Below are 20,350 nucleotides of genomic sequence, written 5' to 3'. Positions count from 1 at the left end.
GAATGGCAGCATTTAGCACACCGCCATTCACATTAACATGATTTTATTTCACAAAAACTTTCTTTCCGTTCTTTATAACAATGCCTTTCGTTCCTTCTGCAACACGCTGACCGGCAAGGTTGTAGATAGCATTGCCCTGAGCCTTTTCAGGCACAGCAATCTCTGATATGCCGGTCTGCACTTTCTCATAAGTGAAAGTGACTTTCACCATTATCTGTTTGTTCTTTCCCTTGGAATCGACATCAGATGTGGTAATCTTTGAATTATCAAAGTTCAGCACAATCGCCTGCCTTGCACCAAGATTACTGTAAGTACGGTTAACAGGTGTCTGCCCTGCCTTGCCACCCGGGAAAACGAGTGTGCTCTCAGCAATGTCCGCACCGTCAACCGCAACACTTGTCATAGTGATTGAACGGTCGGCTGTGGTGGAAGTGTTGTTTGAATAACCTTCCACATACATCTTTGTAATGATATAACCTGCATTCACGGAGAACGTTATAGTGTTGTCTGCATTGCCGGTACGCACTTTCAGATAACCGTTTGATTCAGAAGCTGTAATCTCACCATTTGCGCCTGCGGTATAGCATTCGCCGACAATCACTCCCTTGTCCTCAGCAGGAGCTTTCAATGCTTCAGAACCATCGGTAGCAGGAACGACCTCCGGAGCATGGCTCTTGACATTTGTCTGATAGGTCGCTCCGTCAACACCAAGATAGTCAGGAAGATAAAATCCGAGATGAGGAGGCTGATTGTAAGAAGAGTTCTGCCAAACGACACCCATACGGTAGAGATGGTCTTCCATAAGGCAAGGAACCTTGTAGCGTGTAGGTTCAGGGGTTGAATAGATAAGAATGTCGCATGTCGGTGCGCTCCAGTCCGTCTCATAGCCTGTCATTATGATTTCCTCACGCCAGTCACCGAGAATGTCAGCCTGAAGGCATGGATTTGCCTTTGTTGTGTTGACAGTCTGTGGCTTGCCATATCCGGCAAATTCCAAGAAGGTTGTTATGTTCTTTGATGCGGTGTTATATGCTCGGATACGTGGAGAACAAAAATATGTATTTTTATCGTAACGACCGTCAAATGTCTGGTCATACGGGTCTCCTGTCCAATAAATGCGGAAACTTGTGTCAGCCTTCTTCGCAAGAACAACATTGTTTGTTGCACAATCGTAAGTATTGCCGTCATGCGATGACCAGAACTCAAAGCCACGGTTGGCAGGGATGAAGTCCGCAGCCAAACCACGCCCATTGTCCTCCTCGCCTACAGCACTTGCAAGAATTTCTCCGGTCGTCGCATCATGGACATCATAGCCAAAAGGATTTTCCTCATGAGGCATCATAACCTCCAAACCCGGACGGTCAGGACACAAGTCTGCAAGATGAATGGCATCGCCATGCCCCATGCCTGTCGAACACATCAACTGTCCGTCATGTCCTATTGTAGCACCGCCTGTAACGATGTCGTCATAGCCGTCGCCATTCACGTCGCCTACGGAAATGCCATGAACGCCTTGACCATAGCTTGACTTACCGGTTCCTGCAAAAAGAGTCTTGCCTGTTGCATCAACAACGTTCCAAGCGTCCTTTGAACTGCCTTTATGCAACCATCTGGTCTTTAGCTCTGTACCATTCCAATCAACAGCCCATATATAGCATGCCGTATAATATCCTCGCTGAAGGACAGCTGTCGGCAATGAAGCCTGTCCGTCAAGATACGCAACTGCCGCATTGTATCTCTCACCACGGTTATAACTTGTGTCTCCCCATTTTGAATTATAAGTACCGTCAGCAGAAGGGAAATCGATCATAGCACGGTTTGGCGAATACCATATTGTATGCATGGCAGCACCTGTCTCACCGTTAAATACAGTAAGAAGCTCTGCTCCGACAGTGACACGTCCTTTGCTGTTAACCGTCACTGCATCAGGACTGATAGCCTTTATCGCATTGTCCTTTGCTGCCTGAGTTGCATAAACGCCCTTGCCGTCCTTGGTGTCAGGACCTGTCTTTGTTATAAGTTCTGCCTTACCGTCACCGTCCATGTCATAGACGATGAACGGCGAGGTGTGCTGCCCTGAGCGTATGGAGTGACCGATGTCTATACGCCATTTCCGGGTTCCGTCAAACTCATAGCAGTCCAGATATGCAGGAGAAGCCATTCCATCCTTTCCGCTGTCACGGCTGTTGTCCGGCAGCCATTTGACAATCAGCTCATAATCGCCGTCACCGTCAACATCTGCCACTGAGCAGTCGTCAGGACGATAGCGTCCTGTCGTACTTCCATTCTTGTCCTTGCGTGCAGCAGGACGCGGAATGGAGATTTTCTTGAAAATACTTTCCCATGCCTCACAGGAAGCCTCATCGCCCTTGCTTGACACGACTTTGTAGACATCACCACTGTGTCCGTCCGAATCAAGATAGTTTGTGACATCAGTGATACCTTCTTTTACCTTCTCACCATTACGATACAACGTGAATGTTGCATCACCGTCAGCCTTCAAATAACGCCAAGACACCAAGATTCCCTCTGATGTCTTAACTGCCACGGGAGCGCGGTTCAACTTTTCCTTTACTTGGGTTCCTGCCGATGCTTCAGACATCGCCAATGCCATGAAGCATGCGGTAATAAAAAATTTCCTCATTAGTTATTTAGTCTTGTTAGTGTAAAATCTGTTGCAAAATTAGTCAAAAAAAACGAAAAATCCAAAAACAAGTGCCTGAAAGCCTGTTCCGTACCCATTTTTCGTATGAAAACGCGCCTAACAAAGACACTGCAAATGCAGAAAAAGCCACTCGGACTATTCCAAGTGGCTTTGTAATATTTCAACGGATCATCCCGTTTTCCATTGATTGTTCGGAAACGTTTCCTTCCAATCACAATGGAGAAAAAGATTAACCGTTAACCTTCTTCATGTGTGCGATGAGCTCGAGAACCTTGTTAGAGTAACCGATCTCGTTGTCATACCAAGACACAACCTTAACGAATGTGTCTGTAAGAGCGATACCTGCCTTAGCGTCGAAGATAGATGTACGTGGGTCACCGAGGAAGTCAGAAGAAACGACAGCGTCCTCTGTGTAGCCGAGAACACCTGCGAGCTCGCCCTCAGAAGCCTTCTTCATAGCCTCGCAGATCTCAGCGTATGTTGCAGGCTTAGCGAGGTTAACTGTAAGGTCAACTACAGAAACGTCGAGAGTAGGAACACGCATTGACATACCAGTCAGCTTGCCGTTGAGCTCAGGGATAACCTTACCTACAGCCTTGGCAGCACCTGTTGAAGATGGGATGATGTTGCCGGAAGCAGCACGGCCACCGCGCCAGTCCTTCATTGATGGACCGTCAACAGTCTTCTGTGTAGCAGTTGTAGAGTGAACAGTTGTCATGAGACCGTCTGTGATACCGAAGTTATCATTGAGGACCTTAGCGATAGGAGCGAGACAGTTTGTTGTGCAAGATGCGTTAGAAACGAACTGTGTACCCTTAACGTACTTGTCGAAGTTCACACCGCAAACGAACATTGGAGTAGCGTCCTTTGAAGGAGCTGACATAACAACGTACTTAGCGCCAGCCTCGATGTGAGCCTGTGCCTTCTCCTGTGTCAGGAAGAGACCTGTTGACTCAACTACGTACTCAGCCTCGATTTCGTTCCACTTAAGGTCAGCCGGGTTGCGCTCTGCAGTCACGCGGATTTCCTGACCGTTAACAATCAGCTTGCTGTTCTCAACATCAGCCTCGATTGTGCCGTCGAACTGACCGTGCATTGTGTCATACTTGAGCATGTATGCGAGGTAGTCTACTGGGCAGAGGTCGTTGATACCTACAACCTGAATGTCATCGCGATTCATTGAAGCGCGGAAAACGAAACGACCGATACGGCCGAAACCGTTAATACCAATTTTTGTCATTTTTGTTGTTATTTTAAAGATAATACCTAACGTATGTCATTTTTGACACTGCAAATTTACAACTTTTCTTGGAAACAATTGCCACTTTAACAAAAAATGTAGTACTTTTGCACTACAAATCAAACTTTTAAATAATATAAATCAATTTTTTATGAGTAAATTTGTTGATGAATTCAAGCAATTCGCCATGCGTGGCAATGTCATGGATATGGCAGTTGGTGTAATCATTGGTGGAGCATTCGGCAAAATCGTTTCAAGTCTGGTCAACGACATCATCATGCCTCTCATCGGTCTCTTCACCGGAGGCGTCGATTTCAGCGGCCTATCCTTCAAAGTCATTGACGCTGAGGTAAAGTACGGACAGTTCATCCAAAACATCGTTGACTTCCTTATAGTAGCCTTCTGTATCTTCATGATGATAAAAGGCATCAACTCACTGAAGAAAAAACAAGAAGAAGCTCCTGCCAAGCCGGAAGCACCTGCCGAGCCTTCCAATGAGGAGAAGTTACTGGCTGAAATCAGGGATTTGCTGAAAAACAAATAATTCCTGCAAGTAACCCCATACCAAAACAACAGCAACTGTCATATTGGTATGGTTGTATGCACAGCATTCTTTCCATAATGACAGAATGCTGTGCAAATAATTATGCTTGAACGTTACTGCAATCCTAACTCAAAATACTCAAACAAAGATTATCAAAACAACATCATGTACAAACCAAAACTTATTTCTTGCCTGAAGAACTACGACAAGCAAACTCTTGTGGCAGACATTATGGCGGGCATCATCGTCGGCATTGTGGCACTGCCGTTAGCCATTGCGTTCGGCATAGCTTCCGGAGTTTCTCCCGAGAAAGGCATAATCACGGCTATTGTTGCCGGATTCATGATTTCTGTCTTTGGAGGCAGCAAAGTGCAGATTGGCGGTCCCACGGGAGCGTTCATCGTCATCATCTACGGCATCATAGAGCAGTATGGCATGTCCGGACTCACCATTGCCACACTGATGGCGGGCGTGTTCCTTGTCCTCTTCGGACTATTGCATCTCGGCACAATAATCAAATATATCCCCTATCCTATTGTCGTAGGATTCACTTCAGGCATTGCAGTAACCATTTTCTCCACACAGATGAAGGATTTCTTCGGCCTTACAATAGACAAGGTGCCTTCTGATTTCATCGAGAAATGGATCTGCTATTTCCAAAATTTTGACACCATCGACCTTTGGTCACTCGGCATTGGCGTGCTCTCAGTGCTCATTATCGTACTTCTTCCTAAGATTTCCAAAAAGATTCCCGGCTCCCTGATTGCCATTATCGCAACGACAATCGTTGCCATTGTGCTCAAACAGTATGCCGGTGTGGAAAGCATTGAGACCATCGGTGACAGGTTCAACATCTCTTCCGAGCTTCCGGGCGCGGAAGTTCCTGAGCTATCATGGCTGACAATCAAAGGGTTGGTCTCTCCGGCTCTTACCATTGCCATCCTCGGAGCTATTGAGTCTCTTCTCTCCGCAACAGTCGCTGACGGTGTGATCGGCGACCGCCATAACTCCAACAACGAGCTTATCGGTCAGGGACTTGCAAACCTTGTGTGCCCTCTCTTTGGAGGCATTCCGGCAACAGGTGCCATAGCACGTACCATGACAAACATAAACAACGGCGGAAAGACCCCGGTTGCCGGAATCATCCATGCAGTTGTGCTTCTGCTTATATTCCTGTTCCTCATGCCGTTGGCACAATATATTCCGATGGCCTGCCTTGCCGGAGTACTTGTAGTGGTGTCATACAACATGTGCGGAATACCGTCTTTCCTTGGTATACTCCGTAATCCTAAGTCCGATGTCACAGTGCTTCTTGTGACATTCTTCCTCACAATCATCTTCGACCTCACCATTGCAATCGAAGTAGGCATAATCATTGCATGCTTGTTGTTCATGCGACGCATGGCGGAAACCAGCGATGTGCATCTCGTGCGCGACATAGACATCGAAGCGGAGTCTGACCTTTCCGCACACAACGATGAGCACCTTGTGGTTCCAAACAACGTGGAAATGTACGAGATTGACGGTCCGTACTTCTTCGGAGCGGGCAATAAAGCCGAGGAACTCATGTCGCGCTTCAACGAAAAGCCTGCCGTCCGCATCATACGCATGCGTCATGTGCCGTTCATCGACTCAACGGGCATCCATAACCTCACCAACATCATCATCTCCTCCAAGCAGCAGGGCATCGACGTTGTCCTGTCCGGAGTAAACCCAAAGGTTCACGATGTCTTGGAAAAGGCTCATTTCTACGACCTTATCGGTGAGGACCATATCTGTCCGCACATTGACGTAGCATTGGAAAAGGCAAAGGAATTGGCAGACAAATAAACTCTTCCATACAGCACACTGCAAACACATTGCAATAGAAAACGCTGCACCACAGAAGTCCTTAATAACTTTTTGTGGTGCAGCGTTTTTAATATAACATCTCTCAAACTACTTTCATGTAGACATTGAATCAATCCTATTCAAACTTCATGTTCCCAAATATCATTCCAATCTCCTTCAAAACAGGCAAAAATATCATCCGCAACGGGTTTTGCAACCTTTGTATTGTTACGTATGGACTCTGTCAATTTGCCAATCAAGTCGAGTTTGCCATCCACACTTAACGAAGACAATACAGTCATATACATATCTGTAATTCGCCATGGCATAGCATTGGTGGTATTGGTTGTCAGTGTATTCATATTCTACTGAATTATAATTCGCACTGCAAAAATAATGAGTTTTTCTCAATATACAAAATAAATATCATGTTTTTACATATTGATTTCCACCCAATGACATACATTTTCACATATATTCAGAAACAGTTCCGGCTCTAAAGAACCTTGACAAAGAGGTTGCTTTAGAGCCGGAAAGATTAAATTTCATGGCTGCATGGGAATGCCAGAGAAGCATCTTAATGCCTGAACAGTCTCCTGCAGTACACTGCATCATCAGTCTCTCCTGCTTCCGAGAATGCGGAGAAGATAGATGAAGAGGTTGATGAAATCAAGGTAAAGTGTCAGAGCACCTACCAATGCGAGCTTCTGTGCGCCTTCATCGTCGGCATCCTGCTCATAGAGCATGTGCTTAATCTTCTGCGAATCGTAAGCCGTCAGTCCGACAAAGATAAGCACTCCGGCATAGCTGATGATTGACTGCAGACCGGTAGAGCCGACAAACATGTTGACCACTGTGGCGATGATGATGCCGATAAGTGCCATCATAAGCAGTTTGCCCATGGATGTGAGGTCGGTCTTTGTAGTGTAACCAATCAATGACATCACTCCGAAAGTGCCGGCAGTGATGAAGAACACCTGTCCGATACTTGACATCGTATAGAGCAGGAAGATGCTTGACAGCACCGCACCGTTGATGACACTGTACAGGATGAACATCATCGTGGCTGTCACAACACTGATTTTGTGGAGCATTCCTGAAATTCCGAAGACAAGTCCGAACTCAGCGATAATCAGTCCCCAGAAGACAAGGCGGTTGCCGAATATCATTTCGATGAGTCCCGGAGAGTTTGCCACACCATAGGAGGTGATACCTGTGATAATCATTGCCAGTGTCATCCATGTGTAGACCTTGCGCATGAGTGCCGGAAAACTCACTGACGGCACATAGGAACGGCGTGAACCGCCTTCCATTTCGTTGACCATACGGTCGAATTCTTTGTATTCCATAACTTTGTTCTTGTTTTATTTATTTGTCTTTATTGTATTTCATATACCCACTGAAACAATATCCTGTGGTACATTCATATCTGCAAAGGTATCATTTTTTCCACTAAAAGCAACAAAAATACATATAAGTGCATAAATATTATATTATTTTATAGGTTTATGAGTGAATCTTATCGGATGACAATGCATCATTTCTCCTTATGCCTTCTGTGACGGGTCACGCATCACAAGGCGAAAAATCCCCTACTCCATAACCAACAAACAGTATGCCAAAAATGACATGGGTTTTCTAATGTCCTATTTATCATAACGGGCAGAATACACACTTCTGCCTCCTTTCCCTTACTATTTCAGCCTCAAAAAAAGGCAATTTTGGCAGCAGAACATAAGGAAACGAGCACTAAACAATAAGCTTCTGCACTGCAAAAGGTAAGGTTTTACACTGCAAATCGTTACCTTTTGCAGTGCAAAACGCCATAAAAACAGCCAACCATAAACACCACATATTCACCAACAGACTAATAATCAACCACTTATACAAAATTAAAAATTATGCAAAATTTACGAATAACATTCTGAAAAATATTTCTACGCAATTCTCCGGAGGGAAAAAGGCACTGAGTTTTCTAATTATCCCCTATCGCTTCGCCCTTCTTGCGAATAGTTTGATTTTGTTAATGTAAATGAAATTCCCGCTTTTAATTTGGTAAAAACAATTATTGTTCGTAAATTTGCAAACAACAAACAAAAAGCGCCATGACATCAAAAGAATACACCATCAAGCAGGAACTGCTTGCCAAGTTTGCCAAAGCACTGGGTCATCCGGCACGCATAGCCATCTGCACCTTTCTTGCCCGGCAGAAGACCTGCTATTTTGGTGACATACACGATGAGCTCCCCATTGCCAAAGCCACTGTCAGCCAGCATCTGACAGCACTGAAAGAAGCAGGATTAATCCAAGGCGAAATAGAGACTCCCAAAGTGAAATATTGCATCAACCGTGAGAACTGGCAGATGGCCCGCAGCCTGTTTGGGGAGTTTTTGAGTCAGTGTGTATGCAAGGAAGAAGGCTCTTGCTGCGGATAAGTAACTATTGAAAGTTACTTAAAGAATCAAGGCGGTTTAACCTTTCATATCGGTGTGCCGCCTTTAACCATGCTTTTAATGTTCGTTGTTTTGCGAACTACAAATTTGCATCTTATATATCATTATGAAAGAAATCAAAGTTCTTGGTACAGGTTGCGCAGGATGCAAAGCCTTGTACACTACAGTGGAAAAAGTGGTAAACGACCTTAATCTGGATGCTTCCGTGCAAAAGGAGGAGGACATCATGAAGATTATGGAGTACAACGTCATGTCGCTTCCGGCTCTGGTAGTGGACGGGAAAGTCGTGGCAAAAGGGAAATTGAGTTACGAACAAGTAAAAGAAGTGTTGTTATGAGGCAGTTTTTCGTCATAATGGTTGCCATGCTGTCAGTCAGTATGACAGTGATGGCTCAGAACGTCGATGTGCTTTATTTCCATGGCAAGCAGCGTTGCAAGACGTGCATGGCTATTGAAAAGGAGACAAAGACCGTGGTGCAGGAACTGAAAGGCAAGGCAAAATTGAGCGTTATAGACATTTCCACTCCGAAAGGCAAGAAGCTGGCTCAGAAATACAAAGTGTCCTGGTCGTCGCTTTACATTGTGTCCGGCAAAGGAAATAACGAGAAAACCGAGGACATGACTCGTTTTGCTTTCTCCAATGCACTGAGAAACGCCGAAGGATTCCGCTTGGAACTGAAATCCAAAATCCTTAACGCCAACAAGTAATGGAGTTCTTACAACAACTGTCAGACAACAGTCAGGTTCCTGTGCTCACAGCCTTCCTGCTCGGTTTGCTGACCGCCTTAAGCCCTTGTCCGCTTGCCAACAACATCACTGCCATAGCCTTCATTGCTCGCAAAAGCCTGGATGGCGGCAAGTCTTCGGGCGTATTGTGGAGCGGTGTGCTCTATGCCGTCGGACGTTGCATGGCTTATACGGGATTGGGGGCACTCCTTATTTATATTATAAGGACAGGAGCCGACACGTTCAGCCTGCAGCAGACCATCTCCGAATGGGGCGAAGCAGTGCTCGGACCGGCTTTGGTGCTGATTGGCCTTCTTATGCTTGCGAGTGAATTTGTAAGCTTTGGCGGTAAGTTTGGCTTCTCGGCGGGCGAAAAGACAGAGCGTCTGAGCGGTCCTGTTGGCAGCCTGTTGCTTGGCATACTCTTTGCAATGGCGTTCTGTCCTACAAGCGGACTGTTCTATTTCGGTATGCTCATCCCTATGTCAGCAGCCGAAAGCGGTGGGTATCTTTTGCCATTGGTCTTCGCCATAGCCACAGCGTTGCCAGTGCTTTTGGTGGCTTGGCTGCTGGCATTCAGTGTGAGTTCCATGGGACGTGCAATGGGCAAGATAAACGCATTCCAACGTTGGTTCAACCGCATTGTGGCTTTGGTGTTCATCATTGTAGGCATCAATTATTGTTACACATATTTTATCGCATAACAAAATAGAACTTATGATACAACAATTTGCTGACTGGCTGATATATGCAGTGTGTGGGTTGGATGCCTCCACACACTTGGGAGCAGCCCTAAACTTCTTTGTCTATGACACCATTAAAATTGTCATCCTGCTCTTCTTCATCAGCATCCTGATGGGCATCATCAACGCTTATTTCCCCATAGAAAGACTGCGCGTCTATCTCACTACACATAAAATGTACGGAGCACAGTATCTTTTGGCAAGTATCTTTGGAGCAATAACTCCTTTCTGTTCCTGCTCCAGCATTCCGCTCTTCATTGGTTTCGTCAAAGGCGGTATTCCCTTAGGTGTGACATTTGCATTTCTCATCACCTCCCCATTGGTGAATGAGGTGGCAGTGGCTATGTTCCTCGGTTCGTTTGGATTGCAAGTGACACTCGTGTATGTTGTCAGCGGTATTCTGTTGGGCGTACTTGGAGGAATTATCCTTGGCAGAATGAATTTATACCGCTTCCTCAGTCCTTGGGTTCTGCAGTTGCAAGCACAGTCAATGGCACAAAGTGAGCAGTGGGAAAGTGGGCGCATCTCGTTCCGTGAGCGTTTGCCCCGGATTGCAAAGGACGCTTGTGGAATTGTCAGAGGAGTACTGCTGTATATTATAATAGGTATTGCAGTAGGAGCAATTATTCACGGCTATGTCCCCGAAGGCTTCTTTGAGCAGTACATGTCCGCCAACCATTGGTATGCAGTGCCACTGAGCGTCATCCTCGCAGTGCCAATGTATGCCAATGCAGCAGGCATATTGCCTGTGATTCAAGTGTTTGTAAGCAAAGGCATACCGTTGGGCACTGCCATTGCTTTCATGATGGCTGTGGTAGGGCTTTCATTCCCCGAAGCCACCATGCTTAAAAAGGTGATGACATGGAGACTTATTGCTATCTTCTTCGGCACTATCTCACTGTTCATCATCTTGTCAGGATATTTGTTTAATTTGTTCTTATAACTACAAACAAAAATCCTCATGCAGATTATTGAATCCGCATGAGGATTTTGTTATTGGTTGATTTTCCACTACAAAGATGATGAACATTATCAAAACCACAGAACTTGTGAAAATATTTTCATATATCACCCAGATTCTTTACGTTCTTAGAACTCCTCAAACAGTATCATTCCATATATTCAACAATTTATGTTGGCAGTTTCTCCATTGCATCAATAACATAAGTTGCAAACCACTTGGGAATATAGTCGGAAATCACCGATAGGGAACCGTCCTCTTTTACAGCAAACATATTTGGGGCACCTGTACTGTTGTCAAACAAATATGCCTTATCAGCAATACGCAAGGCTTCATAAAGATTTTCCATTGTCCTATAATAGCGCTGACTTATTTTATTTTCATCAACAGGGTGTCCTCCTTGTGCCACTCTTGTCAAAACACGATGTTTGTTCAATTCCGGATCGACTAAAGACACAAAATACAGATATACTTTAAATCCGGCTTTCTGTGCTTGCCGCATGAATTCCAACTTGGAAGTATGCGACATCACGGTCTCTATAGTAAACTTATGTGAGGTTTCAAGCAGCTTATTCCATATAAATGATGTGATATATGAGACAAAGTAGTCCTCAACTTCATAATCGTCCTTCAATATGATTTTATTCTCTGATATTTCTATATTTGAAAGAGTGTCATCTACATCATGTATTTTTGACGCTAAGGATGAATTGCGGAATCCTTCCATAAAGCATTCCCCATCCAATATAACTTCATAATCAGAAAAATCCAACATTCTGTCTCTTTGAAGAATGACCTTCAATTCATCGGCATTCACATACACACCTAAACGAACATGCTCTATGACAACTTTCGTAATGGTAGACTTGCCAGAACCGTTAGGACCCGCAAAACCTCTGAGACGTTTATGAAGTTTGGAGACCATAATTATTTTATAATAAAGTTCTTCTGCTTTGCTTTCACTCGTGTGGTAGGCAACTCCTCAACCTTATGTTTGCTGCCGTCTGCTGACATGCGATAGATACTGTTTCCTATAATGATAAAAGCTTTGTCTTCGCTTTTTGCCCTATTATAGGCATTTCTTCCATATCGTGCCAGTCTTTTGTTGATTATTTCAGTTTCAGTCATATAGCTATTTATCTTTTGCTTGCAAATATATTTCAATCCGCAAAAAAATTGACCGTTTTTGCAGATGATTCATTCAATCTTTAAGAAAAAAACGAAATAATCTTATGCCAATGAAAAAAAAATGAGTATATTTGCAATGAAAAACCTAAACACTACTAAACTATGGAAAAAAGAGTTATCGAATGTGTGCCTAACTTCAGTGAAGGGCGAGACAAAGTTGTCATTGACAGCATTGTCAGTGCCATAGCGCAGATTGACGGTGTCCGTGTGCTTGACGTTGCCCCGGGCGAGGCAACCAACCGTACTGTTGTTACTTTCGTAGGCAGTCCCGAAGCCGTTGTGGAAGGTGCTTTCCAGGGTGTTGCCCGAGCACAGCAGCTGATAGATATGCGCAAGCACAAGGGAGCCCACCCACGTATCGGTGCCACAGACGTACTGCCTTTGGTGCCTGTTTCCGGCGTTACACTTGAAGAATGTGCGGAAATGGCGAAGGTATTGGCAAAGAGAATTGCCGACGAACTTAATATCCCAACCTATTGCTATGAGGCTGCCGCAGCCACACCTGAGCGCAAGAACCTTGCCATTGTGCGCAAAGGAGAATACGAGGCTTTGGCGGAAAGGGTTATGACCGACAGAGAAGCCCCAGACTTCGGTGCACGTCCGTATGACGAGATGATGGCACGGAGCGGTGCGACTGTCGTCGGTGCGCGCGAGTTCCTTATCGCAGTAAACTTTAATCTTAATACAACCTCCACACGGCGTGCCAACGCCATTGCCTTTGATGTCCGTGAGAAAGGACGCCCGAAAAGAATAGGACCAAAAGTTACTGACAAAGCCATGCTTGACGAGAATGGCAGGAAAGTGATGATTCCGGGGACATTGCCGGGGACAAAAGCCATAGGCTGGTATATTGAGGAATATGGGATTGTGCAGGTTTCGATGAACATCACGGACATAAACGCCACCCCACTCCATGTGGCTTTCGACGAAGTGTGCCGTGCTGCCAACGAGCGCGGTGTCCGAGTGACAGGAACGGAGATTGTGGGGCTTGTCCCGCGACGCACACTGATTGAAGCAGGCAAGTATTTCCTTAAGAAGCAAAAACGTTCCGTTGGCATTTCCGATGAAGAGATTATACGCATTGCCATAAAGTCCATGGGACTTGACGAACTTTATCCTTTCAAGCCGGAGGAGAAAATCATTGAAAACATGATCAGCGAAAAGCATGCCAACGACCTTGTTGACATGACTTGCAGTGCTTTCGCCTATGAGACGGCAAGCGAGTCGCCTGCTCCCGGCGGCGGTTCTATCTCTGCTTACATGGGAGCATTGGCAGCAGCTTTGGGCACTATGGTTGCCAATCTGTCGGCACATAAGCCGGGATGGGACGAAGAATGGGAAAAGTTCAGCAATGCTGCCGAGGAAGGGCAGGCATTGCTGAAAGAACTGTTGGCATTGGTTGACGAGGACACTGCCGCCTTCAACAGAATCATGGCTGCATTGAAAATGCCGAAGAACACTCCGGAGGACATCACGTTGCGAAACGAGGCGTTGCAGGCTGCCACGCTTTATGCAACAGAGATTCCGATCCGCACCATGAAGACTGCAGCAAGAATATTCCCATTGCTGAAGGCTATGGCTGAGAGTGGCAACCCGAATTCTGTCAGTGACGCCGGTGTAGGAGCATTGGCGGCACGTAGTGCTGTGCTTGGTGCGAAACTTAATGTGAAGATTAATGCTTCCGGATTGGATGACCGCAATCGCGCACAAACTCTTGTCGACGAGGCTGAGGTTATTGCCGGCAAGGCTGTTGAGGCTGAAGCGGAGATTTTAAGCATTGTCGAAAGGAAAATTCAATGGCATTAAAGACCTTAAAAGTCCTCCACTCCATCCCCTAAAACATACTACCTAAAACCTAATAACACTATGACTTTAGAAGATTTCAGAAAAGACCTGATGACCGGAATTCCACAGGAACTGCCGGCACCAAAAGCATACGACACTGCCGTGAACCACGCACCACGGCGCAAAGACATACTCACTCCTGAGCAGAAAGAGCTTGCCTTGCGCAATGCGCTGCGCTACTTCGAGCCACGCCACCATGCAGTTCTTGCACCGGAGTTTGCTGAGGAACTGCATCGTTATGGACGAATCTACATGTACCGCTTCCGTCCTGACTATGAAATGTATGCACACCCTATCGGCGATTATCCCGCAAAGAACTGCAAAGCAGCTGCAATCATGATGATGATACAGAACAATCTTGATCCTGCAGTGGCACAACATCCGCATGAACTGATTACCTACGGAGGCAATGGCGCGGTGTTCCAAAATTGGGCGCAATACCGTCTGGTGATGAAATACTTGTCGGAGATGACCGACGAACAGACACTTGTGATGTATTCAGGGCATCCACTCGGACTATTCCCATCACACAGCAATGCACCGAGGGTTGTCGTTACCAACGGTATGGTCATACCAAACTACTCAAAACCTGACGATTGGGAGCGCATGAACGCCATGGGTGTCTCACAGTACGGACAGATGACTGCCGGCTCATATATGTACATCGGTCCGCAGGGCATTGTCCACGGCACGACAATCACTGTGCTTAACGCAGCAAGAAAACTTGGAGGAGTGCCTGCCAGCAAACTTTTTGTCACTGCCGGACTGGGCGGAATGTCGGGTGCACAGCCTAAAGCGGGCAACATCGCCGGCGTGGTGAGCATCACCGCCGAAATAAATCCGAAGGCAGTGGAGAAGCGTAAGGCACAAGGCTGGGTGGACGAAGTGCATGCTTCCCTTGACGAACTTATCCCACGAGCATTGAAGGCGGTTGAGAATAAGGAGGTTGTCTCACTGGCATACCAAGGCAATATCGTCGACCTTTGGGAGCGTTTGGCTGCCGACGGCATACATGTAGACCTTGGCAGCGACCAGACATCGCTGCATAATCCGTGGGCTGGAGGCTATTATCCTGCCGGACTTTCCTACGAGGAAAGCCAGAAGATGATGGCTGATGCCCCACAGTTGTTCAAGGAAAAGGTGCAGGAGTCATTGCGCCGACAGGTGGCTGCAATCAACACATTGGCAGACAGAGGCATGTATTTCTTCGACTATGGCAACGCATTCCTATTGGAATCATCGAGAGCCGGTGCCGATGTGGTGGATGATACGAAGCCGGGCGGTTTCCGTTATCCGTCCTACGTGCAGGACATCATGGGACCTATGTTCTTCGATTATGGTTTCGGACCGTTCCGCTGGGTCTGCTCTTCAGGCAAGCCCGAAGACCTTGCTGTCACTGACCGCTTGGCGGGCGAGGTACTGGAGGCTATGACTAAGACCTGCACCGACGACATACGCGGACAGTTGGAGGACAATCTGCATTGGATTCGCAAGGCGGAAGAAAACCATCTCGTTGTCGGTTCACAGGCACGCATACTCTATGCTGACGCAGAGGGGCGCATGAGAATCGCCCGCGCCTTCAACGATGCCATTGCAAAGGGTGAGCTTACGGCTCCTGTTGTCCTTGGACGCGACCACCATGATGTGTCTGGAACAGACTCCCCTTATCGTGAAACCTCGAACATTTATGACGGTTCCAACCTCTGTGCCGACATGGCTATACAGAATGTCATAGGCGATTCGTTCCGCGGAGCGACATGGGTCAGCATACATAATGGCGGCGGTGTAGGCTGGGGAGAAGTCATCAACGGCGGCTTCGGTATGGTCATTGACGGCTCGGAGCAGGCTCGCGAATGCATCGACCGCATGCTTTTTTGGGATGTGAACAACGGTATCGCACGCCGCTCATGGGCACGCAACAACGGTGCCATGGACGCCATAAAGCGCGAGATGCAGCGCACTCCTGACCTGAAAGTCACGCTGCCAAACCTCGCCGATGACGAACTTATCCGCGAAAGCCTGAAAAGAATAATTCAGTAACAGTATCGTCAATAATGACAGTTTTGACAATATTGACAAAACTGACAGTACTGACCAAAAACTTTAACAAAAAACCTCCTATCATGACACACTACATAACATCCGAGAGACTAACACTCGACCACATAGAAGAGATTATCGAGAAGCAGATGCGCATCGAACTGAGCGACGAAGCCTGTGCACGCATCACCAAATGCCGTGAATACCTGAACGACAAGTCCTACGAACCGGACAAACCAATCTATGGAATCACCACCGGTTTCGGTTCTCTTTGCAACATCTCCATTGCAGAAGACCAACTGGCGGACTTACAGAAAAACCTTGTCATGTCCCACGCCTGCAATGTTGGCGAGGAGGTTCAGCCGGAGGTTGTCCGCCTGATGCTCTTCCTGAAAGTGCAGTCGCTGAGCTACGGACATTCCGGTGTGCAGCCCGCCACAGTGGAACGCCTCGTGGATTTCTACAACAACGACATGTTGCCGGTAGTCTACAAACTCGGCTCTCTTGGTGCTTCCGGCGACCTTGCACCGTTGGCAAACCTCTCTCTCCCACTCCTCGGGCTGGGTGAGGTTGACCTTAAAGGCAAACGAATGAATGCTGCCGACGCACTGAAAGAGCTTAACCTTGAACCACTTACACTGCGTTCAAAGGAGGGATTGGCACTCCTGAACGGCACACAGTTCATGTCTGCCCATGCCGTTTGGTCACTGATAAATGCCAAACGACTGAGCAAAATGGCTGACAAAATCGGCTCTCTCTCACTCGATGCCTTTGACGGACGCATCGAACCGTTCTATCCGCAGATTCAGAACATTCGCCCGCACAACGGACAGATAAAGACCGGCGAGGCTGTGCGCCATTACCTTGAGGGCAGCGAGCTTATCAAACAGCCGAAAAAACATGTACAGGACCCGTATTCTTTCCGCTGTATGCCACAGGTACATGGAGCGGTCAAGGACACCATTGACCATGTGGAGCGTGTCATCGAAGCGGAGATTAATGCTGTCACCGACAACCCAACCCTGTTCCCTGACGAGGATATGATTATCTCGGCAGGCAACTTCCATGGCGAACCGATAGCGTTGCCTATGGACTTCCTGACTATCGCAATGGCAGAATTGGCAAACATCTCCGAACGCCGCATCTACCGCCTTATCTCCGGAGCGCGCGAACTGCCGTCGTTCCTTGTGGCAAAACCGGGCGTGAACAGCGGTTTCATGATTCCGCAGTATGCTGCCGCATCAATCATTAACAGGAACAAAGTGCTTTGCTGGCCTGCTTCCTGCGACTCCATTCCGTCATCCCAAGGACAGGAGGACCATGTTTCCATGGGTGCGAACTCCGCTACAAAACTGGTGGAAATAATAAAGAATGTAAGAGCCGTGCTTGCCATAGAACTGTTCAATGCTGCACAGGCACTTGAGTTCCGCCGTCCGTTGAAGACTTCTCCTGTGCTTGAAGAAATGGTCGCTGACTACCGAAAGGAGGTGCCGTTCATAGAGAATGACACGGTAATGTACCCGTTGATTAACACTTCCATTGAGTTTATAGACCGTCAACGCCCATAACTTCTCAAAGAGAAACATTGCTCGAAGAAAATAAAGAAGAAAAAGAAACTGCTTCGCGCTTGCACACTCACTTGCGCAGAAAGAGAATTTCTTTCCTTTCTTTGAGTTCTTCGAGCGACAAAAAAAACTCTTTGAGAAACAAAAAACTTATAACAAAATGATGCTGTTTACAAACATAGGTGCTCTCGTTGGCATAGACGAGAGCACCATGGAAAGAAAGCAGGGTGCTGAGATGAACAGTCTCGGCATCTTGCACAACGCTTGGCTGCTTGTTGACGGAGAGCGGATTGTGGATTATGGTGCAATGTCTTCTTTGGAAAAAAGCACTGAAACCGACGACAGACAGACAACAGACGTTGGCGGAGGGTGGATTTTTCCGTCCTTCTGCGACTCGCATACGCACATTGTCTATGCAGGAAACCGCGCGACGGAATGGCTTGACAAGATTAACGGACTGAGCTATGAGGAGATTGGCAAACGCGGTGGTGGCATACTAAACTCTGCCGATTTGCTGCACAATACCACCGAAGAGGAACTTTACAGTCAGGCTATGACCCGCGTCGATGAGATGATTTGCAAAGGTACAGGTGCCATAGAAATAAAAAGCGGGTACGGACTCAACACTGAGGATGAACTGAAAATGCTGCGCGTCATACAGCGCATAAAGCAAACCACAAAGGCGGAAATCAAAAGCACTTTCCTCGGTGCACATGCCGTGGGACGAAAATATGCCGACAGACAGAGTGAATATGTTGACCTTGTATGCAACGAGATGATTCCGGAAGTAGGACGCAAACAACTGGCTGACTATGTGGATGTGTTCTGTGACAAAGGTTATTTCACTCCTGAAGAAACAGAAAAAATCCTTGAAGCAGCGGAGAAATACGGACTTGTGCCTAAGATTCATGCCAACGAACTGGCAGTTTCGGGTGGTGTGCAGGTGGGAGTGAAGCACAATGCGCTATCTGTCGACCACCTTGAAAACACTACTTCGGTGGAATTCAATGCGTTGAAAGGCACACGAACAATGCCGACCTTGCTGCCGGGCTGCTCATTCTTCTCCAATCTCCCTTATGCCAACGCGAAGACAATGATTGCCATGGGCTTGGGCGTTGCCCTCGCCTCTGACTATAATCCGGGCTCTTCTCCCTTTGGTGACATGCGTTTCGTGGCTTCATTAGCCTGCATACGGATGCGCCTAACACCGGAACAAGCCTTGAACGCCACAACAATCAACGGTGCATATGCTATGGGACTAAACTCCACTGTCGGAACAATAACACGGGGAAAGATTGCGAATTTCTACATCACCGCCCCACTTCCCTCACTCGAATTCTACCTTTATGCGCACCACACTCCCCTCATCCGTGAGGTGTATCTTAAAGGTGAAAAATATGAGGGCTAAAGTGATATAAAAACAAAATATTGCTGTCCGGTAAACATATACAACACATTATCATTCATCTTTTTCAGTTGTGACAAACCCCTATCCTCGCATACAGCAACATGATTTAGCTGTAAAGTGTGGCGGAGCCACAGCCCTTACGGTAACCGCCGGCTTCAGCCGTGCGGCTATAAACAGAGGAGCTCACTTTGTGTGGTGGAACCACACTCTTTTATTGTGGGTGTAAGGAATTGAAACAGAAAGGAGTGTGGCACTGCCACACAACTAATGTAGATTAGCTCTAATCCGCACGGCTGAAGCCGGCGGTTACCGTAAGGACTGTGACTCCGCCATATTTTATGAGAAACATTTCCTATGAAAACGTGATTTCACAACAACTTGTGGAGTTTTAGCGGACGAACTATATTAAAAGCAAAAAATAGCATTCACCTTCGATTATTTGATGTATTTCAACATATGAGTCCATATCATAGCGTTTTATACCATCCGTCCGGCTTGTCCCATTGGCTGTTTTATGCGCCTGTATTTGGCTTCGTTGAGACAAATCCGTCAACATAAGGGTTATTGAACATGACAACTGCAAACGCCAGCCTTATGAGCTTGTTGGCTACGGCAACCATAGCAAGTTTCCCTGATTTGCCACGTTGTCTCAATCGCCGGTAACATTCCTTGCAAGCTAAGTTGTGTTGGCAACATCAGACTGTCCGAATGGAATTTATAGGTAGCCGGGTGCATCTTCTTGCCGAAATCGGCTATCAGGCGGGCATCCTTCTCGTCGGTCTTCGTAACTGACATCATCACACGCGAGCAGTTCTTTATCTTTTTCGGATTGACAAGACTTGCTGTGATTCCTGCACGCTCCAATAAGTAGAGAAGAAGGAAACAATAGTTACCTGTAGCCTCCATTACACAATGATGCATGCCGGCGGAAAGTTTGCCGATGAACTTGCGGATACCTTTAGTGTCATTGGTGAATGTTTCTGTCATGTAGCCGTTTTTTGCCGGGAATGCAGCCACAAATGTTGCTTTACTGATGTCGATTCCTATGTATAGCATATTTCTAATAGTTACGCAAGTTCGGGCTAATAAATCATTTAAAATAGCTCCATCTGGCTTGATTTCTCCACATGCACGGGCATAGC

The 20,350-nt window shown here is 46.7% G+C and carries 18 protein-coding genes; 11 read left to right on the top strand and 7 right to left on the bottom strand.

Annotation, left to right across the window (positions count from 1 at the left end; all coding sequences use genetic code 11):
* Positions 1–43: 43 nt before the first annotated feature.
* Positions 44–2,644, bottom strand: coding sequence for a rhamnogalacturonan lyase family protein (locus tag E5358_RS11390; RefSeq protein ID WP_135940306.1), 2,601 nt, complete (start codon positions 2,642–2,644; stop codon positions 44–46).
* A gap of 250 nt (positions 2,645–2,894) precedes the next feature.
* On the bottom strand, positions 2,895–3,905 hold the full coding sequence (gap, locus tag E5358_RS11385; protein ID WP_135940305.1) for a type I glyceraldehyde-3-phosphate dehydrogenase: 1,011 nt from the start codon (positions 3,903–3,905) through the stop codon (positions 2,895–2,897).
* A 151-nt stretch (positions 3,906–4,056) separates the two neighbouring features.
* Here gap and mscL point away from each other — a divergent pair, with 151 nt between their 5' ends.
* Together mscL and E5358_RS11375 are read left to right on the top strand one after the other, a co-directional pair.
* Positions 4,057–4,449: a large-conductance mechanosensitive channel protein MscL gene (gene mscL / locus E5358_RS11380; protein ID WP_135940304.1), complete on the top strand. Its 393-nt coding sequence runs from the start codon at positions 4,057–4,059 to the stop codon at positions 4,447–4,449.
* Between the two features lie 165 nt (positions 4,450–4,614).
* Complete coding sequence (locus E5358_RS11375) at positions 4,615–6,279, top strand: SulP family inorganic anion transporter (RefSeq protein ID WP_135940303.1); 1,665 nt, start codon at positions 4,615–4,617, stop codon at positions 6,277–6,279.
* A 140-nt stretch (positions 6,280–6,419) separates the two neighbouring features.
* Here the strand turns inward: E5358_RS11375 and E5358_RS11370 are convergent, their stop codons facing one another.
* Positions 6,420–6,641, bottom strand: coding sequence for a hypothetical protein (locus E5358_RS11370; RefSeq protein ID WP_277821275.1), 222 nt, complete (start codon positions 6,639–6,641; stop codon positions 6,420–6,422).
* Between the two features lie 252 nt (positions 6,642–6,893).
* Positions 6,894–7,628 carry a Bax inhibitor-1/YccA family protein gene (locus tag E5358_RS11365; RefSeq protein ID WP_135940302.1) on the bottom strand — a complete coding sequence of 245 codons (735 nt, stop codon included), beginning with the start codon at positions 7,626–7,628 and terminating at the stop codon, positions 6,894–6,896.
* Positions 7,629–8,384: 756 nt separating this feature from the next.
* Between E5358_RS11365 and E5358_RS11360 the strand changes: the two genes are divergently transcribed.
* The 5 genes from E5358_RS11360 (at position 8,385) to E5358_RS11340 (ending at position 11,144) form a co-directional block, all read left to right on the top strand.
* The gene (locus tag E5358_RS11360) at positions 8,385–8,714 is read left to right on the top strand and encodes an ArsR/SmtB family transcription factor (protein WP_135940301.1); all 330 of its coding nucleotides are present in this window, start codon (positions 8,385–8,387) and stop codon (positions 8,712–8,714) included.
* Positions 8,715–8,838: 124 nt separating this feature from the next.
* Entirely contained in the window at positions 8,839–9,069 is a 231-nt protein-coding gene (locus tag E5358_RS11355) for a thioredoxin family protein (RefSeq protein ID WP_135940300.1), read from the top strand.
* A complete protein-coding gene (locus tag E5358_RS11350; protein ID WP_135940299.1) occupies positions 9,066–9,440 on the top strand; it encodes a nitrophenyl compound nitroreductase subunit ArsF family protein in 375 nt (124 codons plus the stop codon). Before E5358_RS11355 ends, E5358_RS11350 begins: the two co-directional genes overlap by 4 nt.
* Positions 9,440–10,162, top strand: coding sequence for an aromatic aminobenezylarsenical efflux permease ArsG family transporter (locus tag E5358_RS11345; RefSeq protein WP_135940298.1), 723 nt, complete (start codon positions 9,440–9,442; stop codon positions 10,160–10,162). The genes E5358_RS11350 and E5358_RS11345 overlap by 1 nt, the downstream gene beginning before the upstream one ends.
* A 13-nt stretch (positions 10,163–10,175) precedes the next feature.
* The gene (locus E5358_RS11340) at positions 10,176–11,144 is read left to right on the top strand and encodes a permease (RefSeq protein WP_135940297.1); all 969 of its coding nucleotides are present in this window, start codon (positions 10,176–10,178) and stop codon (positions 11,142–11,144) included.
* Between the two features lie 187 nt (positions 11,145–11,331).
* On the opposite strand, the gene E5358_RS11335 is transcribed toward E5358_RS11340, so the two are convergent.
* Positions 11,332–12,087, bottom strand: coding sequence for an ATPase (locus tag E5358_RS11335; RefSeq protein ID WP_135940296.1), 756 nt, complete (start codon positions 12,085–12,087; stop codon positions 11,332–11,334).
* Between the two features lie 2 nt (positions 12,088–12,089).
* Positions 12,090–12,290 carry a hypothetical protein gene (locus tag E5358_RS11330; RefSeq protein ID WP_135940295.1) on the bottom strand — a complete coding sequence of 67 codons (201 nt, stop codon included), beginning with the start codon at positions 12,288–12,290 and terminating at the stop codon, positions 12,090–12,092.
* A 162-nt stretch (positions 12,291–12,452) separates the two neighbouring features.
* On the opposite strand from E5358_RS11330, the gene ftcD reads away from it, so the two are divergent.
* The 4 genes from ftcD (at position 12,453) to hutI (ending at position 19,208) form a co-directional block, all read left to right on the top strand.
* Positions 12,453–14,156 carry a glutamate formimidoyltransferase gene (ftcD, locus tag E5358_RS11325; RefSeq protein ID WP_135940294.1) on the top strand — a complete coding sequence of 568 codons (1,704 nt, stop codon included), beginning with the start codon at positions 12,453–12,455 and terminating at the stop codon, positions 14,154–14,156.
* Between the two features lie 60 nt (positions 14,157–14,216).
* Positions 14,217–16,235, top strand: a complete 2,019-nt coding sequence (locus E5358_RS11320; RefSeq protein ID WP_135940293.1) for a urocanate hydratase — start codon at positions 14,217–14,219, stop codon at positions 16,233–16,235.
* An 83-nt stretch (positions 16,236–16,318) separates the two neighbouring features.
* Entirely contained in the window at positions 16,319–17,803 is a 1,485-nt protein-coding gene (hutH, locus tag E5358_RS11315; protein WP_135940292.1) for a histidine ammonia-lyase, read from the top strand.
* Positions 17,804–17,960: 157 nt separating this feature from the next.
* On the top strand, positions 17,961–19,208 hold the full coding sequence (gene hutI, locus E5358_RS11310; RefSeq protein WP_135940291.1) for an imidazolonepropionase: 1,248 nt from the start codon (positions 17,961–17,963) through the stop codon (positions 19,206–19,208).
* A 561-nt stretch (positions 19,209–19,769) separates the two neighbouring features.
* Here hutI and E5358_RS11305 read toward each other — a convergent pair.
* Positions 19,770–20,264, bottom strand: coding sequence for an IS110 family transposase (locus tag E5358_RS11305; RefSeq protein ID WP_338400498.1), 495 nt, complete (start codon positions 20,262–20,264; stop codon positions 19,770–19,772).
* Positions 20,265–20,350 lie beyond the last annotated feature (86 nt).

Origin of the sequence: Palleniella muris (assembly GCF_004792655.1) — a bacterium.
GTDB lineage: Bacteria > Bacteroidota > Bacteroidia > Bacteroidales > Bacteroidaceae > Prevotella > Prevotella muris_A.
This window is presented reverse-complemented; position numbering and strand designations above follow the sequence as displayed.

What these genes read in the sequence shown, in the direction of transcription:
- E5358_RS11390 (WP_135940306.1), bottom strand. Translation starts at nt 2,644, where the DNA reads ATGAGGAAATTTTTTATTACCGCATGCTTCATGGCATTGGCGATGTCT.
- gap (WP_135940305.1), bottom strand. Translation starts at nt 3,905, where the DNA reads ATGACAAAAATTGGTATTAACGGTTTCGGCCGTATCGGTCGTTTCGTT.
- mscL (WP_135940304.1), top strand. Translation starts at nt 4,057, where the DNA reads ATGAGTAAATTTGTTGATGAATTCAAGCAATTCGCCATGCGTGGCAAT.
- E5358_RS11375 (WP_135940303.1), top strand. Translation starts at nt 4,615, where the DNA reads ATGTACAAACCAAAACTTATTTCTTGCCTGAAGAACTACGACAAGCAA.
- E5358_RS11370 (WP_277821275.1), bottom strand. Translation starts at nt 6,641, where the DNA reads ATGAATACACTGACAACCAATACCACCAATGCTATGCCATGGCGAATT.
- E5358_RS11365 (WP_135940302.1), bottom strand. Translation starts at nt 7,628, where the DNA reads ATGGAATACAAAGAATTCGACCGTATGGTCAACGAAATGGAAGGCGGT.
- E5358_RS11360 (WP_135940301.1), top strand. Translation starts at nt 8,385, where the DNA reads ATGACATCAAAAGAATACACCATCAAGCAGGAACTGCTTGCCAAGTTT.
- E5358_RS11355 (WP_135940300.1), top strand. Translation starts at nt 8,839, where the DNA reads ATGAAAGAAATCAAAGTTCTTGGTACAGGTTGCGCAGGATGCAAAGCC.
- E5358_RS11350 (WP_135940299.1), top strand. Translation starts at nt 9,066, where the DNA reads ATGAGGCAGTTTTTCGTCATAATGGTTGCCATGCTGTCAGTCAGTATG.
- E5358_RS11345 (WP_135940298.1), top strand. Translation starts at nt 9,440, where the DNA reads ATGGAGTTCTTACAACAACTGTCAGACAACAGTCAGGTTCCTGTGCTC.
- E5358_RS11340 (WP_135940297.1), top strand. Translation starts at nt 10,176, where the DNA reads ATGATACAACAATTTGCTGACTGGCTGATATATGCAGTGTGTGGGTTG.
- E5358_RS11335 (WP_135940296.1), bottom strand. Translation starts at nt 12,087, where the DNA reads ATGGTCTCCAAACTTCATAAACGTCTCAGAGGTTTTGCGGGTCCTAAC.
- E5358_RS11330 (WP_135940295.1), bottom strand. Translation starts at nt 12,290, where the DNA reads ATGACTGAAACTGAAATAATCAACAAAAGACTGGCACGATATGGAAGA.
- ftcD (WP_135940294.1), top strand. Translation starts at nt 12,453, where the DNA reads ATGGAAAAAAGAGTTATCGAATGTGTGCCTAACTTCAGTGAAGGGCGA.
- E5358_RS11320 (WP_135940293.1), top strand. Translation starts at nt 14,217, where the DNA reads ATGACTTTAGAAGATTTCAGAAAAGACCTGATGACCGGAATTCCACAG.
- hutH (WP_135940292.1), top strand. Translation starts at nt 16,319, where the DNA reads ATGACACACTACATAACATCCGAGAGACTAACACTCGACCACATAGAA.
- hutI (WP_135940291.1), top strand. Translation starts at nt 17,961, where the DNA reads ATGATGCTGTTTACAAACATAGGTGCTCTCGTTGGCATAGACGAGAGC.
- E5358_RS11305 (WP_338400498.1), bottom strand. Translation starts at nt 20,264, where the DNA reads ATGCTATACATAGGAATCGACATCAGTAAAGCAACATTTGTGGCTGCA.